The 16,746-nt window shown below is 66.2% G+C and carries 10 protein-coding genes; 6 read left to right on the top strand and 4 right to left on the bottom strand.

Features of this window, described 5'->3' with window-relative positions; genetic code table 11:
* Window positions 1-6: 6 nt before the first annotated feature.
* Window positions 7-915, top strand: coding sequence for an alpha/beta fold hydrolase (locus BST47_RS02815; protein WP_083123645.1), 909 nt, complete (start codon window positions 7-9; stop codon window positions 913-915).
* On the opposite strand, the gene BST47_RS02810 is transcribed toward BST47_RS02815, so the two are convergent.
* Together BST47_RS02810 and BST47_RS02805 are read right to left on the bottom strand one after the other, a co-directional pair.
* Window positions 908-2,203 carry an HRDC domain-containing protein gene (locus BST47_RS02810; protein WP_083123644.1) on the bottom strand — a complete coding sequence of 432 codons (1,296 nt, stop codon included), beginning with the start codon at window positions 2,201-2,203 and terminating at the stop codon, window positions 908-910. The genes BST47_RS02815 and BST47_RS02810 overlap by 8 nt on opposite strands.
* 3 nt (window positions 2,204-2,206) lie before the next feature.
* A complete protein-coding gene (locus tag BST47_RS02805) occupies window positions 2,207-2,788 on the bottom strand; it encodes a DUF3000 domain-containing protein (protein ID WP_083123643.1) in 582 nt (193 codons plus the stop codon).
* Between the two features lie 189 nt (window positions 2,789-2,977).
* Here BST47_RS02805 and hemE point away from each other — a divergent pair, with 189 nt between their 5' ends.
* Genes hemE through BST47_RS02780 form a run of 5 tightly spaced genes read left to right on the top strand, consistent with a single transcriptional unit; the run spans window position 2,978 to window position 8,136 of the window.
* On the top strand, window positions 2,978-4,027 hold the full coding sequence (gene hemE, locus BST47_RS02800) for a uroporphyrinogen decarboxylase (protein WP_083123760.1): 1,050 nt from the start codon (window positions 2,978-2,980) through the stop codon (window positions 4,025-4,027).
* A complete protein-coding gene (locus tag BST47_RS02795; RefSeq protein ID WP_083123642.1) occupies window positions 4,024-5,400 on the top strand; it encodes a protoporphyrinogen oxidase in 1,377 nt (458 codons plus the stop codon). The genes hemE and BST47_RS02795 overlap by 4 nt, the downstream gene beginning before the upstream one ends.
* A gap of 25 nt (window positions 5,401-5,425) precedes the next feature.
* Window positions 5,426-6,121, top strand: coding sequence for a hydrogen peroxide-dependent heme synthase (gene hemQ / locus BST47_RS02790; protein WP_083123641.1), 696 nt, complete (start codon window positions 5,426-5,428; stop codon window positions 6,119-6,121).
* A gap of 23 nt (window positions 6,122-6,144) precedes the next feature.
* Window positions 6,145-7,800 carry an NAD-dependent malic enzyme gene (locus tag BST47_RS02785; protein WP_083123640.1) on the top strand — a complete coding sequence of 552 codons (1,656 nt, stop codon included), beginning with the start codon at window positions 6,145-6,147 and terminating at the stop codon, window positions 7,798-7,800.
* 24 nt (window positions 7,801-7,824) lie between these two features.
* The gene (locus tag BST47_RS02780) at window positions 7,825-8,136 is read left to right on the top strand and encodes a hypothetical protein (RefSeq protein WP_107528818.1); all 312 of its coding nucleotides are present in this window, start codon (window positions 7,825-7,827) and stop codon (window positions 8,134-8,136) included.
* Between the two features lie 4 nt (window positions 8,137-8,140).
* Here BST47_RS02780 and msrB read toward each other — a convergent pair whose 3' ends face one another.
* Window positions 8,141-8,554, bottom strand: a complete 414-nt coding sequence (gene msrB / locus BST47_RS02775; RefSeq protein ID WP_083123639.1) for a peptide-methionine (R)-S-oxide reductase MsrB — start codon at window positions 8,552-8,554, stop codon at window positions 8,141-8,143.
* 9 nt (window positions 8,555-8,563) lie between these two features.
* Window positions 8,564-16,744, bottom strand: a complete 8,181-nt coding sequence (locus BST47_RS02770) for a nuclear transport factor 2 family protein (protein WP_083123638.1) — start codon at window positions 16,742-16,744, stop codon at window positions 8,564-8,566.
* Between the last annotated feature and the right edge of the window lie 2 nt (window positions 16,745-16,746).

Raw genomic sequence — 16,746 nt, 5'->3', positions numbered from 1 at the left:
CTGGTCATGGATGCTGCACTCGAACGCTGGAAGGCTGCCGGCCGGCACTTCGACTATCTGGGCTTCGATATCTTCTACCGCGTCGACGGGCCGCCGATCGGCCGGGCACCCGTCCTGCTGGCGATCCACGGCTACCCGTTCAACTCATCGGATTGGTCGCTGATCTGGCCCGCATTGGTCGAGCGGTTCACCGTCGTCGCACCCGACATGATCGGCATGGGCTTCTCGGACAAACCCGTCGCCTACGGCTATTCGGTGCTTGATCACGCCGACATGCACGAGGCATTGCTCGACCATTTGAACGTCGAGGTCTGCCACCTGCTCGCGCACGACCTCGGCGACTCTGTCGGCCAGGAGCTGTTGGCCCGCAGCGAGTTCGGTCAGCACGCGTATGGATCGCCGCGCTACCAGTCGATCACCTGGCTCAACGGCGGAATGTTCAACGAGGCCTACACACCGCGCACCATGCAGAAGCTGATGTCGGGGACACCGCTCGGCGACCTGATGAGTCCCCTGCAGGGCAGCCCGCTGTCGCGGCGGATCGTGGAGCCGACGATCAACGAGATGTTCGGCCCCAACACCAAGCCCTCACGCGAGTTGATGGACCGATTCCACGAGATTCTCGAATACAACGACGGCAAGCGGGTGATGCACAAGGTCGGACGGTTCCTGGCCGACCGGTACACCCACCGCAATCGTTGGGTGCGCGCCATGCGTGCGACCGCGGTGCCGATGCGGCTCATCGACGGGCCCATCGACCCCAATTCCGGTGCCCATATGGCTCGGCGGTATGCCGAGGTCATCCCCGACGCGGACGTGGTGATGCTAGCTGACGACATAGGTCACTGGCCGCAGATCGAAGCCCCCGACGCGGTGTTGAAGCACTTCCTGGCCCACGTCGACCGGGTCAGCTAGTCGCCTCCCCGTCAGAGGCGGCGGGGTCGGGGTACAGGGCGTCGGTCAGCACGGGGTCGACGAGCTCGCGCTGCCACTGCCGTGCCCCGGCCTCTCGCAGGAAATCGTCTATCGCCGCTTCCGTCGCTTCGCGGGATGGCAGCGGCTGCCAATCCCAACACAACCGCCGCACGATCTCCGGGGTGATGACGTTCTCGGTGGGCACCGAAATACGCTGCGACAGTTCGGCGATACCGGACCGTGCCGCCTCCAGTCGGACTGCGGCTTCGGGCTTACGGCGCGCCCATCGCGATGCAGGTGGGGGGCCGGTGGACGGTTCCTGCGACGTCGGCGGGTCGTCGGTGGTGCGCGCACGCGCGAGCGCCTCCAGCCATACATGGGCCATTCGTCGTTGCCGTGAGCCCCCGAACACCGGTAGGGCGGTGAGCTTTTCGGCCGTGTCTGGGTCGACGGTGGCGGCGTTGACGATCGCCGCGTCGGGCAGGATGCGTCCCGGCGCGATGTCACGGCGCTGCGCGATGTGATCTCGCGTCATCCACAATTCGCGGACCGCCGCCAGCGCGCGTGCGTCCCGGATTTTGTGGATGCCCGACGTGCGCCGCCAGCGGTCCCGGCGCGTCGGCATGGCCTCGACCGTCCGCAGATACTCGAATTCCTCTGCAGCCCAGTCGGATTTGCGCTGCTCCTGGAGAACAGCGGCGATCGCGTGGCGCAGGTCGAGCAGCACTTCGACGTCCAGCGCCGCGTAGTTCAGCCATTCGTGCGGCAGCGGCCGCTGCGACCAGTCCGCGGCGCCGTGCCCCTTCGTCAACTGCAGGCCGAGGAGCTTCTGCACCATCGTGGCGAGGTTCACCTTGTCGTAGCCGGCGAGGCGGCCTCCGAGTTCGGTGTCGTAGAGCTTCGTCGGCCGCATACCGATCTCGGCAAGGCAGGGCAGGTCCTGATCGGCCGCGTGCAGCACCCACTCGTCGGTGGACAGCACCTTCGCGACGGGGGCCAGCGTGGCGACGGGATCACCGCCGTGGTTGACCGGGTCGATCAGCACCGTGCCCGCACCGGCCCGACGAATCTGGATCAGGTAGGCGCGATTCGAGTAGCGGAAGCCTGAGGCGCGTTCGGCGTCGACCGCGAAAGGCCCTTCGCCGGACGCCAACAGCTCGGCGGCCTTTTCGATATCGCGTGCGCTGACCGACAGGTCGGGCACGCCGTCGCGCGGCGCCAGCAGCGGTGTGGCTTCCGGCTCATCATCCGAGCCCGACTCGGGGCCGGCCTCCTGGGGGTCGGCCATGCGTCAGGCGCGCGTGCGGGAGCTCAAGTCGGTGACACCTGACGGCGGCAGGCCGGCGGCGTGCTCGAGCACCTCGCAGAACGCTTCGACATGTGGTCCCAGCTCCAGGGTGGTCGCCGTCCACGACGCCCGCAGTTCCAGCTGGTGGGCGCGCGGGGGACCGGAGATGTCGCCGTAGCGCACCGACGTGGTCGCGGTGACGGTACCGCCCAATGCGGTGACGTGCTCGGCCCGCGACTCCAGGGCGTCGACGAGCCAGCTCCACGCGACTTCGGGCAGCAGCGGGTCGACGGCTTCACTGGAGTCCAGGTCCGCCTGGATATAAGCCACGAGACGCATCGTGCCATCCCACGCTTCGGCGCCCTCAGGGTCGTGCAGCAGGATCAGCCGTCCGAACGCGTCGCCCTCGGAGCGTTCGGGAACGATGGCCGTCTCGGGATGGCGGACCTCCGCGCCCAGCGCGTAGCTGTACGGCGCCAGCCGCTGAGGCGGGCGAATCGGGCCGAGTTCGATCTCCGCCCGGACGGTGGTGGCATTCATCGCCGCCACCGCTTCGCGAAATTGAGCCGGTTCGGCGGTGGTCACCGTTCGAAGCTAGCCCCATTTGGCCAGGCGTGTGCGCAGGCGCGCCGATTTTGCCCGGTGAGGGGATCTCCCGTGGTCAGGCGTTGTTTGCTGCGCCCACCCACGGCCCCACCTGTCCAGAGAGCGAAGCGGGGGTCACCGCAGCGCGAATTGGGGTGTTGCGGGGCGCGCATGGCAGCATTGGACACGATGACTACCCGCCGCGACCTGCCCGACTCGCCCTATCTCGCCGCCGCTTCAGGCCGCAAGCCGAGCCGCGTGCCGGTGTGGTTCATGCGGCAGGCCGGACGTTCGCTGCCCGAGTACCGGGCGCTGCGGGCGAAGAACACCATGATGCAGGCCTGCTTCGACGCGGAGCTGATCACCGAGATCACCCTGCAGCCGATTCGCAGGCACGGCGTGGACGCCGCGATCCTGTTCTCCGACATCGTCGTGCCGCTGCGGGCCGCGGGCATCGAGCTCGACATCGTGCCCGACGTCGGACCGGTGATCGAACACCCGGTGCGCACCATCGGCGATGTCAACGCGATCAAACCGCTTGAACCGCAGCAGGTTGCACCCGTGGCCGACGCCATCACGCAGCTGACCGCCGAGCTTGGTGACGTCCCGCTCATCGGCTTCGCGGGAGCGCCGTTCACGCTGGCGTCCTATCTCGTGGAGGGCGGCCCGAGCCGCAACCACGAGCGCACCAAGGCGTTGATGCTCGGCGAATCCGACACCTGGCACGCGCTGATGACGGCGCTGACCGATGTGACCATCGCCTTCCTGCAGACGCAGGTCAGCGCCGGTGTGGATGCCATCCAGCTGTTCGATTCGTGGGCCGGCACGCTCTCGCTGGCCGATTACCGCACCTACGTGCTGCCGCACAGTTCACGGGTGTTCTCGACACTCGCGGGCGCCGGTGTGCCGATGACCCACTTCGGCGTGGGCACCGCCGAACTGCTCGGTGCGATGGGCGAGGCCGGGGCCACCGTCGTCGGCGTCGACTGGCGCACCTCGCTGGCCGACGCCGCGACACGGGTTCCGCCCAACACGGCCCTGCAGGGAAATTTGGATCCGGTCGTGCTGCTGGCGGGCTGGCCGGTCGTCGAACGGGCGGCGCGAGCCGTCGTCGAGGACGCCCGTCGCGCCATCGACGCCGGCGCCACCGGCCACATCTTCAACCTCGGCCACGGCGTGCTGCCGCCCACCGACCCCGGCGTGATCACGGACTTGGTCTCGATGGTGCATTCGCTGTGAGCATGTCGTATTGCGTTGTCGGCGGCGGCATTTCAGGTCTTGTCGCCGCCTATCGGCTGCGGGTGGCGGCGGGGCCCGACGCGTCGATAACGTTGTTCGACCCGGCCGACCGACTCGGCGGTGTGCTGCGGACCGAGCGGATCGGCGGCCAGCTGATGGACGTCGGCGCGGAGGCGTTCGTCGCGCGCCGCCCCGAGGTGCCGGCGCTGTTGGCCGAGCTGGGCCTGAGCGGAAGACAGATCGGCACCACGGGGGCGCGCCCGCTGATCTACAGCCAGGAACATCTGCATCCGTTGCCGACGGGCACGCTGCAGGGCATTCCGGCGCATCCGGGAGCGCTGGCCGGCCTCGTGGACGACGCGACGCTGGCCCGGATTCGCGACGAACGAGCGCGGCCGCTGCGCTGGCGTCCCGGCGCCGACCCCTCGGTCGCCGAGCTGGTCGGGGACCGCTTCGGGGACCAGGTGGTGGCCCGCTCGGTAGATCCCCTGCTGGCAGGTGTGTACGCGGGGTCGTCGGCCACCATCGGCGTTCGTTCGGCTCTGCCGGCGCTGACGGCGGCGCTGGACCGCGGAGCGCGCAGTCTGACGGACGCGGTGCGTGACGCGCTGGCGGCCTCGGGTCCGTCGGTGGCGACGGGCTCGGTGTTCGGGGCGATCGAGGGCGGCTACGCGGTGCTGGTCGACGAGCTGGTCCGGCGCGCGGGTATCCGCTGGCTTCAGGTCACCGTCGAGCGGGTCGACCGATCTTCGCGCGGCTGGGAAATCGTCGACGACGAGGGTGTAGGCCACCACGCCGACGCGGCGGTGTTGGCCGTGCCCGCACCGCGGCTCGCCCGCATTGCCGAGGGCGTTGCCCCGCGCACCGCCGCGGCGGCACGACGCATCGGGGTGGCGTCAAGTGCGCTGGTGGCGTTGGCACTGCCTGGTGGCACGCCGGTGCCGCAACAGTCCGGGGTGCTGGTGGCCGCGGGAGAACGGTTGCGCGCCAAGGCGATAACCCTGTCGACGCAGAAGTGGGGCCGGCGCGGCAACGTCGAGCTGGTGCGTTTGTCGTACGGCAGGTTCGGCGACGATCTGGCCCGAAGCGCGGGTGACGAAGACCTGCTGGCGTGGGCGGGGCAGGATCTGGCCACGGTGTTCGGGGTGACGACGGATCCCGAGGACTGTCACGTTCAGCGGTGGATCGACGCGATGCCGCAGTACGGGCCCGGGCACGGCGCACTGGTCGCCGAGCTGCGGGCCGGCCTGCCGCCGACCTTGGCCGTGGCCGGCGCCTATCTGGACGGCATCGGCGTGCCTGCGTGCGTGGCCGCGGCGACCAGGGCGGCTGCGTCGCTGGTCACCGTCGCGAGAGCGACGAATAACGCCTGAGCCCGCGCGTGGCACGATAGATCTCATGGCCAAGCTCGACTACGACGCGCTCAACTCCACTGTCCGCTACCTGATGTTCTCGGTGTTCTCTGTGGAGCCGGGCGAATTGGGCGACGAGCGCGCCGGCGTCGTCGACGAGACGGCGACCTTCCTCAAACAGCAGGAAGACAAGGGTGTCGTGGTACGCGGGATCTACGACATCGCCGGCATGCGGGCCGACGCCGACTTCATGTTCTGGACCCACGCCGAAACCGTCGAGGCGTTGCAGGCCACCTACTCGGATTTTCGCCGCACGACCACGCTGGGTCGAGCGAGCGATCCCGTGTGGAGCAGCGTCGCGTTGCACCGGCCCGCCGAATTCAACAAGAGCCACATTCCGGCGTTCCTGGCCGGCGAGGATCCCGGCGCATATGTGTGTGTCTATCCGTTCGTGCGGTCGCTGGAGTGGTACCTACTGCCCGACGAAGAGCGCCGCAAGATGCTGGCTGAACACGGGATGGCCGCCCGGGAGTACAAGGACGTCCGCGCGAACACGGTGCCCGCTTTCGCGCTGGGGGACTACGAGTGGATCCTGGCCTTCGAGGCGCCCGAGCTGTATCGCATCGTGGACCTGATGCGTGAATTGCGCGCGACCGACGCCCGCCGCCACACTCGCGAAGAGACTCCGTTCTTCACCGGTCCGCGGGTGAGCGTGGAAGAGTTGGTCACCAGACTCCCGTAACCGGCTCCAGCGGAAGGACCCCGTTGTCTGAGGCAAAAACCGGCCAGGACAGGCTTTTTGACGCGCTCACCACGAAGGGCACCGCCTTCACCCACGCCGAGCGCCGCAAGTACGGAATACTCGGCCTACTGCCGACCGCGGAGAAAACGCTCGATGAACAGGTCGAGCACAGCTGGCGCGAATTCAGCACTCGCCGTGAGGGTCTGGATCAGCACATCTATCTGCGGGCCCTGCAGGACCGTAACGAAACGCTGTTTTATCGCTTGCTGCACGACCACATCGCCGAAACCATGCCGATCGTGTACACCCCGACGGTCGGCGAGGCGTGCCAGCGGTTCAGCAAGATCTATCGCAAGCCGCGCGGTCTGTTCGTGTCCTATCCGGACCGCGAATATCTGCGCGAGATACTTCGGAACCGGCCGATCGGCCGACGCGATGTCGACGTGATCGTGGTGACCGACGGTCAACGGATCCTCGGGCTCGGCGATCAGGGCATCGGCGGTATGGGCATCCCGATCGGCAAGCTGTCGCTGTACACGCTCATCGGCGGCATCGACCCGGCGCGCACCCTGCCAATCGTCCTCGATGTGGGCACCGACAACGTCGAGCTGCTGGAGGACCCCCAGTATCTGGGTTGGCGGCACCGAAGGGTCGGCGAGGACGAGTATTTCGAGTTCATCGACGAATTCGTGACCGCGGTGCACCAGGAGATGCCCGATGTGCTGCTCCAGTGGGAGGATTTCGCGACCGCGCACGCGCAGCCGATCCTGGAGCGCTACCGCGACAAGCTGCTGACCTTCAACGACGATATTCAGGGCACCGCCGCCGTCGCACTCGGAGCGCTGCATGGTGCGGCGAACATCGCGGGCCGCCCGCTGTCGCAGCAACAGGTCGTGATGCTGGGTGCGGGTTCGGCCGGAATCGGCGTGCTGAACATGGTCAAGCGGGAGATGGTCGCGCAGGGACTGTCCGAGCAGGAAGCGGCCTCGCGGATCTGGGTCGTCGACGTCGTGGGACTGCTCACCGACGACCGCACCGATCTTTCCGAAGGGCAGCGCGCATTTGCACAGCCGGCCGACAGCGTCGCGGCTTGGGGTTTGTCGGGACCCGCGCAGCTGGCCGACGTCGTGCGCCACGTTGATTGCGGTGTGCTGCTGGGGCTTTCGACTGCTGCCGGCGCCTTCACCGAAGACATCGTGCGTGAGCTGGCGGCCAAGACCAAGCGGCCGATCATCTTCCCGCTGTCCAACCCCACCAGTCGGGCGGAGGCGCATCCGGCCGAGTTGGATGCGTGGACCGACGGGCGGGCATTGATCGCGACCGGTTCACCGTTTGCACCGTTGGTGCGCGATGGCGTCGAGCGCCCGGTGGCGCAGTGCAACAACGCCTACATCTTCCCCGCGATGGGATTGGCGGTGACGGCGGCGCAGGCGACGAGGGTGACCGACGACATGATGCGGGCGGCGGCCGCGAGCCTCGGTGACGCGTCGCCCGCCCTTGCCGATCCCAGCCAGCCGCTGCTGCCCGCCTGGTCGGAAGTTCCCGACATCGCGGTGCGCATCGCGCTCGCGGTCGGGCGACAGGCCGTCGCGGATGGTGTGGCACCGAAGCGCAGCGACGAGGAACTGGCGGCGCGTATCGACGAGGTGCGCTGGATTCCCGAATACCCGTCGACATAGCCGAACGCCCGTCATCATGGGTCTATGAGCATCAAAGCCCTGGTTGCCGCGACATTGCCGGTCGCCGCGTTCGTGATGGCACCGAGCGCGGTCGCCCAACCGCCGGGCGGGGAACACTGCGCGCCCAGTGGCGGCCAGAGCATCGTCATCACCGCCGGTGACATCGACTGCATCACCGCGGCGGACTTTGCCGCTCAGTACGACCTGTATGGCGACAAGTTTCAGACGATCGGGCCATTCACCTGCTATTCCGGGAATGCGATGACGGCGCCGTTGCTGTTCCAATGTGTGGCGGACACCGCCGACGCGGCCGAGTTCGGGGTCTACCCCGCGTAGGGCGTCATTCGGCGGGCACCAGTCGCAGTGAGATCGAGTTGATGCAGTAGCGCTGATCGGTCGGCGTGGGGTAACCCTCGCCTTCGAAGACGTGGCCGAGGTGGCTGTGGCAGTTGGCGCAGATGACCTCGACGCGGTGCATGCCCAGGCTGTCGTCGGAGCGCAGGATCACCGCGTCGGAATCGGCCGGATCGAAGAATGACGGCCAACCGCAGTGGGATTCGAACTTCTCGCTGCTGCGGAACAGCTCGGCACCGCAGGCCCGGCACTGATACACGCCTTCGGTCTTGGTGTCGGTGTATTCACCGACGAAGGGGCGCTCGGTGCCGGCCTCGCGGAGGACGTGAAACTCCTCGGGGTTCAGCTTCTTGCGCCACTCGTCGTCGGTCAGCTGAAGCTTCGGGCTGGGGGTCGTCATAAGTCCACGCTAGCCGTCTCCGGCCTCACGCACCCGCTCCTCGGCATACGCGAACGCCGCCTCCTCGTCCTCGATGTCGAACCGACAAGCAGATGTGAGTCGGCCCTTGAACTCGTACACATCCAGCCACGACCATGCATAGCGTTCACCGTCCGACCCGACGGCCTCGCGCTCCAATCGAGCGACGACCCACTGCGGCGAAAGCCAACGCACGGCCGAATGCCACGAGCGCGACGAGGTGACCATCGCGTCCAGCTCCTCGATGCTGGCCCGGATAGCCGCGGCGGTCCGGTCGCCGAACACTGAACTCGATCGGTTCTCAACCCGCATGTCGGGGGCCGTCAGCTCGCCGAATACTCGGTCGAAGTCACGCTGGTTCATCGCTATGTGCCACTCGGTCAGTAACATGCCCTCGTCGGCAGACGCGGCGCCCTCACCGGCGTAGTAGCGCCGATCCAGCTCGCGGTACGCGCCCTCGAAGTCGTCCTCGTCGAAGCGGCCCTCGTAAACGAAGCGTCCGTTGTTGCCGGTTTCGTTGACGATCAAGTGTGTCGTCTCGAATCCAGACTCATTCGACCAGCGGCACCTGGCCAGTTGCAGGCGGTCACCGCGCACCGCGAGACTGCGCGCTTCGAATTGGCTGTACTGCGACAGGATCTTCTCAGCGGTAACGCGGAGATTTCGGATCGGGTCCCCGCTCAATCTCCGCCGGTCGTCATACCCGAAGCCATCGATGTAACAGTCGGCCATCGCATCTGCGTCGCGCGCTCGCGCCGCATGCATCAATGTGTCCAGTCTCCGGGTTGCACTGTTGGTCATCGCGAGGCGCGTGTTGCTGGCGCGCACCCGTTCTTCGGCGTAGGCGAAGGCGGCCGCCTCGTGATCGGGCTCGAACATGCAGATCGAGGTCACTCGGCCGTTGACCACCTCGCTGGCAATGATTCGAGTCCATTCGAAATGTTCACCGCCTCGTCCGACTGCTTTGCGTTCCTGCCGAGCGACACTGACAGTCGGCGACAGCCAACAAATGGCGGAACTCCACGTCCGGACCGTTTCGAGCATACTGTTCAGCTCGCTAAGACTGTCGCTGAACTCAGCGACCGAACGCTCGGGGAATCCTGAACGCGAACGGTTCTCGACGCGCATGTCCGCAGCGGACAATTCGCCGGCCAGTCGGTCGAAATCTCCGTGGTTTGCCGCGGTCGCATACTCCGTAGCCGTCGCGCCCGCCTGCGCGTAGGCCGCGCCCTCGCCGCGGTAGTAACGCTCTTCCAATTCGCGGTAGGCACCGTCGAAGTCGTCGTCGTCGAAGCGGCCTTCGTAAATCTGTCGGCCGTCTTCAGCGATCTCGAATACGTGCAGATAACCCGACTCGTTGCCCGCATCGTCTGACCACGCGCTCCAATTCATGTTCAGACGATCGCCACGAACGGCCAGGATTCGCCATTCGAAACGGCTGTATTGCTCGAGAATTCGTTCGAACGCGGCCCGGAATGCCGCTGGGTCGACAATCGGATCGCCGCTGAGGCGTCGACGGTCGTCGTAGACCATCTGCGCCGAGACTAAATTCATGATGCCGTCGATGTTCCGGTCCTGCATCGCAACGTTTATGGCGACGGCTGTCTCATACGACCGGTTCGTCACGGTCAGGCGACGTGAGGTAGCTTGAAGCCGCTCTTCGGCGTACGCAAATGCGGCATCCTCGTCCTCGAGCTCGAACTGGCAGATCGATGCCATCCGGCCGTCGCGGAACTCGATCATCAGCACGCGCGTCCACGAGTACCGCTCGCCGTTGTCGCCGACGGCGTCGCATTCGAAACGGACGGCGGCGCACTCCGGTGACAGCCACGTCACCGCCGACAGCCAGGTCCGCATCGACGTCACCATCGAGCCCAGCTGTCCGAGACTGGTACGCAAGTCGGTGACGGAGCGATCGGGGAAAGCCGACCTGGTTCGGTTCTCGAACCGCATGTCGGGGGTGCAGAGCTCGCCGAGCAGCAGATCGAAGTCGTTGGCGTTCAGCGCGATTATCGACTGGGTCGCGATGGCACCGGATCGTGCGAATGTGGCGCCTTCGCCGGCGTAGTAGCGACGTTCGAGCTCGCGGTAGGCACCGTCGAAGTCGCCTTCGTCAAAGCGTCCGTGGTAGACGATGAGGCCGTCGTCGTCGACCTCGAACACAGTGAGACCGCTCGTCCTGTTGTCATCCACGTCTGATGCAACACTTGAGACTAGGTGCAGGCGCTCACCTCGAACCGCCAAGACATCGAACTGGTACTCGGTGAACTGTGCGAGGTGGCGCGCAATACCCGCGCGCATCGCGTCGCGGCTTACGATCGGGTCACCGCTGAGTCGTCGGCGATCGTCGTAGACAATCTGTTCCGAGTAGAAGGCGATGGCGCCGGCGACGTCGTTCGCCCGCATCCTTTCCAAGAACCCGTCGATAGCGCCGGATGCCTGATTCCTCACTGCAAGCTGACTGGACTGCGCCCGCACCAGCTCGTCAGCGTAGGCGAAGGCGCTTTCCTCATCATCGGGGTCGAACTCATATATCGAGGTGACCAGTCCGTTGCGATGCTCGGTGACGAGAATCATCGACCACTGGTACATCTCGCCGTCGGCTCCGGTCGCCTCCCGTTCCAGCCGGGCGACGCTGCAGCTCGGTGACACCCAAACCACTGCAGACATCCATATCCGCTTCGACGTGACCAATGTATTGAGTTCTTCGAAGCCAGCACGAAGATCGCTGGCCGTGCGGTTGGGAAAAGCTCTGCGGGAATGGGTTTCGACACGCATGTCGGGAGAGGCGATCTCACCGAAGAGCTTGTCGAAATCATCGCCACTCATCGCCGTTGGTGCCTCGCTGGCCGGCAGCCCGTTTTTGGCGAACGGTGCTCCTTCTCCAGTGTAGTAGCGCTTGTCGAGCACACGGGACGCACCGTCAAGATCGTCCTCGTCGAAGCGGCCCTGATAGACGACCTGTCCGGCCTGGTCGACCTCGAGCACCATCAGACTCAACGTTTCGTTTCCGGCGTCATCCCACTGGCGGGCCCAGCGCAGCTCTAAACACTCGCCCCGCACAGCCAGCGTGCGCCATTCCAGGTGAGGGTATTGCTCGCAGACGTACGCAATACCCATCCTCATTGCGTTGACGCTGCTGACGGGGTCGCCACTGAGGCGTCGATGATCGTCGTACACAAAGGTTTCCGAGTAGGTTCGAGCGGCACCGTCGGCATCGTGGTCGCGCATTGCTCGACATACGATGTCGAATATCTCGCTCGCCCGGTTGGTCACCGCGAGCCGGGGCGGGTCCGCCCGTATTCGCTCCTCGGCGTAGGCGAACGCCGCTTCCTCGTCCTCGATTTCGAACTCACATAGCGACGCGAACCTGCCGGCGCGGAATTCCGAGACCAGGATCCGTGTCCAGGCGTAGTCTTCGCCGTCCTGTCCCACGGCCTCGCGTTCGAGTCGGACGACGCTCACCGACGACGACATCCAGCGACATACGGAGATCCATGTCTGGACGGAGGACGTCAGCGCTTGGAGATCATTGAAACTTGCAATCAACTCCATGGCCGAACGATCGGGGATGGCCGACCGCGACCGGTTCTCAACGTGCAGGTCGGATGTGCAGAATTCAGTGATGAACCGGTCGAACTCATTTCGGTTGAGCAGGATGGGTGCCATCGTGGCTGCGTCAGCACCTTCGGCGAATGCCGATCCCTCTCCGGCGTAGTAGCGTCGCTCGAGTTCGCGGTAAGCGCCCTCGAAGTCGTCTTCCTCGAACCGTCCGAAATACTCGATGCGCCCGAGATCGTCGAACTCCATGACGTTCAGGGTTATCGCCTCATTGCCGTCGCCGTCCCACAGTCGACTCCAGTGCATTTCCAATCGCTCGCCGCGCACCGCCATCGTTCGCCATTCCGCGTGCGGGTAGCTCTCGAGGATGCGCTCGGTCGCGGCGTGCAGGTCGGCTGCCCCCGCGATCGGGTCACCACTGATCCGGCGTCTGTCGTCGTATACGAAGTGATCTGAAGGATCAACACGGAGCGCATCGACGTCATGCGCCTGCAATGCCTGTGAGGCAAAGTGAGCAATTTCGCTAGCGCGGTTGCTGACTCGGAGACGGCTGGCGCTTGCGCGTATCCGTTCCTGGGCGTATGAGATAGCCCCGTCCTCATCGTCGAGTTCGAATTCGCACATCGACTGGACGCGACCGTCGCGGAACTCGAATGCTATAAGAAAATGCCACGTGTAATGCTCGCCAGGCTGGCCGAGGGCGTCGCGCTCACAGCGAGCTACGCACCAGTTCGGCGACACCCAGAACATCACCGAGGTCCATGCCCGAGTCGAGACCACCATGGCGGCAAGCTCTTCCAGCGTCGCGCGATACTCGCGCGCCGACCTATTCGGAAAGGCGGAGCGCGACCGATTCTCGAGGATGAAGTCGCCGGCCGTGAGCTCGTCGAACATTTTGTCGAAGTCGCCTCGATTGACTGCGAGCGTCCACTCGATGACCGTCACACCGGCTTCGGCGAACGCCGCACCCTCACCGCTGAAGAAGCGGCGGTCGAGCTCGCGATAAGCGCTTTCGAAGTCGTCCTCGTCGAAACGAGCGTGGAACCGCACACGGCCGTCATCAGCGGTCTCGGTCACGTAGAGATTGGTTGTTTCGTTCCCGTCATCGTCAGATCGGCGTTCCCACATCAGATGTGAATGCTCGCCACGAACCGCCACAACGCGGAAATCAAATCGTGTGTATTGCTCGGAGATGCGCTCGAGCGTCTGACGAATGGCACCGAGGCCCACAATGGGACCGCCGCCGAGTCGTCGATGATCCTCATAGACGAACTCTTGCGAGAAATATCTGAGGGCGCCGTCGATGTCATGGGTCTGCAGCGCTCGGATGTAATCAGACATGACTTCGCTGGACTGATTCGACACAGCCAGGCGTCGTGATCCCGCATCGACATCGGCAACCGGTCGTGACACTGCGAGCTCATCCGCTCGGCCGACGCGCGCCGTCACCTCCTTCGCCGCGTACAACGCTTCGGCCTCGCCACGAGCACTCTTGGCGCCCTTGGCATCTCCCGCGGTGGTGAGCACCCTACTCAACGCGAGGCAGGCCTCGGCATGGTCGAGCACCAGGTCTGTTCCCGCGCCGACCGCCACCGCCTCGCGCGCCATCGTGACCGCTTCAGCATGGCGGCCCTGCTCGGCAAAAATTTCGGCTCGCACCGCGCGCCACGCGATAGCCGTCTTCAAATTGCGACCGGCGAGGCGCTCACTCTCGGCGGCATGGCGGTCGGCTTCCTCGAGCCGCCCCTGGGCGAGGACGGAACGGGCGAGAAGGGCGGCGGCCTGACCCGCGTCGGCGCCTACGCCGAGAGCGTCCAGGCCTTCCAGCGCGGTGCGGAAGTGTGGTTCGGCGGCGACGGGGTCGCCCTCCATCGATTCGATGATGCCCGCGAACAGCTCGGTCTCCATCAGCCCGTGCCGCAGACCGAGATCGGCGACCACCTGGCGCGCGTCGGCCAGCATCGTCCTGGCCTTATCAGGCCGTCCCCGCAGCAGCTCAAGGACGGCGAGGTGGCGCAACGACGTGGCCTCCAGCGAGGGCGCAGCCGTGGTCATCCGCTGCATGCGCACCACATCCAGGCACCGGCCGCCCGCTTTCGGTACCGGACTCGGACCCCACAATGCGGCGCCCGGAGCCGCCCCCAACGCCGCGGTGATCTGACGATGGTCACCGCTTTGGCGGGCAGCGATGAGTGCCTCGAAGAGGTCGATCTCGCTGTCGCCGATCCGCCCGAGACGTCCGCGTGCACCAGCGCGAACCCGGTGCGCTTTGGCAAGTCCCGCGTGATCCGTGCGCCGGCCGAACTCGTCGATGGCCTCGTGTAGCCGTGCCTCGACCTCAAGGAGCCGTTCCGGATCGGTGTAGACGACGAACTGACATCTGTAGCACGTCGCCCACGGCGCCAAGGCGTCGTCGGCGATCCGTTCGAGTTCGTCGACCAGCGGTGCACCCGCCGCAACGTCGCCTGCGGACAGGAACGCCTCGCATCCGATCAGCAGCAGATCAGCGTGCAGTGCCTCGTCGGCCGCCGCCAGCGCGGCGCCCCGCGCGGCCTGTGTTCCCGCGGATACCAGTTCGTCGCGGTCGAGGGCTCGCCGTGCCGACGCGGCGTAGTGGCGTGCTGACCGAACGGCCAGCTCGCGCGAGTGAGCATCGAGCGCGCCGAGCTGGCTTCGATAGGAGTAGGCGGCTTCCAGATGCCGGGCGACCATCTCGTCAGAGTCGAACGCCACACTCTGCCCGCCGGTTTCGACCCAGCCTGCCAGCTTCTCGTGCAGCTCGGCGCGGTCGGATTTCAATAGTCGCCGGTAGGCGACGTCCCGGATCAGCACGTGGTGAAAACGCCAGACAGGTTCATCGCCGACGTAGGCTCCGCTGGGCTGGGCCAGCTCCAGCCGGCGAAGGCGATTGAGGGACAGGGTGACTCCGGCCCCCCTTCCGTCGGCGATTGCGCGCACCGCGCCGATCGAGAACTCGCTGCCCACCACCGAAGCGATCTCGAGGACGCGCCTGTCCGCAGCGTCCAACCGTTCCAGTCGTGACGCCAGCAATGCCTGGATCGTCGGCGGTACCGCGATGGCGTCGACATCGATCGTCAGCCGCCAGGTGTCCTCCTCCCGGAGGAGCACCCCGTCATGCGCGAGCATCCCGACCAGCTCGCGCACGAACAGCGGGTTGCCGCCGGTGGACGAGGGGAGGCGTCGCAGCAGCTCGTCGGGTAATTGCGCGGCGCCGAGCACGTTCGCGGCCAATTCTGCCGTCGCCCCGGCGTCAAGCCCGCTGAGGTGGACGGCCTCCGACACGAACCGGCCGACGGTGACGAGTTCGGGTCGCAGCTCGCGCAGTTCGGGCCTCGCCAGCGCCAGCACGAACACCGGCACGTCAGCCGCCCACTCGACAAGGTGCTCGATGAAATCGAGGAGCAGAGTGTCGGCCCACTGGATGTCATCGAGAACCAGCACGACGGGCTTTTCTGTCGCCAACACCTCGACGAACCGGCGCAAGGCCCAGAAGTTCTCCTCCACCGAACCGGCTTCGCCCGTGGCAAGGCCTCCCAAGTCCCGAAGCAGCCGGTCCCGCTCGGGAACACCTGCGGGAATCTCAGTTTCGAGGTCCGTTGCCCGCAACACCTCGATCAACGGCGCCATCGCGACGGTGCCTTCGAGATCGCACCTCGCCTCGATCGTCCGCACGTCGGTCTGGGAACCGGTGAACTCCGCGGCGATCCGGCTCTTGCCGACACCCGGGTCGCCGACCACGGTGACCAACTGCGCGGCACGCGCCGACACGGCCGCGTCCATTGCGCTCTGCAGGCGACGAAGCTCGGCGCGTCGCCCGACGAAGGGAGTGGCGTCTACCGACTCCGACTGGCGTCCAAGCCACTGGTAGACGGCAACCGCGGCGCTGCGGCCCTTGACCTGCACCTCGCCAAGCGATTCGTAACCGTAATGGCCACGGGTCGCGCGCCAAGTCTCCTCGCCTACCACGACATGTCCACGCGGACATTCGGATTCGAGCCGGGCGCCAACGTTCAGCGCGTCACCGACAAGGTCGGCATCGCCGGCCCCGACCACGACCTCGCCGGTGTTCACCGCGACCCGCAACGCGAGTTCCACTCCGTGGGTTGCGGTGACGCGGGCGGCGAGGTCGACGAAGCGCTCCTGCAATTCGACGGCGGCGTCGACGGCACGCACGGCGTCCTCGGGCCCGATCTCCGGAACCCCCCACACGGCCATGAATCCGTCGCCGATGTACTTCGTCACCCCCGCCCGATGACGTAGGGCGACGGCCCGCAATAGGTCGTGATAGCCGCCGATGACCTCCCGTGCAGTCTCGGCGTCGACGCGTTCCTCGAAGCTCGTCGAGCCCGCGAGGTCGGCGAACATGACCGTCACCGTCTTGCGCACCGGAGCTGCGTCGAGCGCGCCGGACACCCGCGTCGGCTGATCTAGCGGCGCACCGCAGCCACGGCAGAAGCGTGCTGTCGCATTGGCTTCCACGCCGCACGTCGCACAGATCCGGGCCAGGGAGGCGCCGCAGCCCTCGCAGAAGCGGGCGTCCTCTTCGTTCGGTGCGCCACACGAGGCGCAGCTGCGGCGGCTCTCGGCCATCG

Origin of the sequence: Mycolicibacterium tusciae (assembly GCF_002086795.1) — a bacterium.
In the GTDB taxonomy this organism is placed as follows: domain Bacteria; phylum Actinomycetota; class Actinomycetes; order Mycobacteriales; family Mycobacteriaceae; genus Mycobacterium; species Mycobacterium tusciae.
This window is presented reverse-complemented; position numbering and strand designations above follow the sequence as displayed.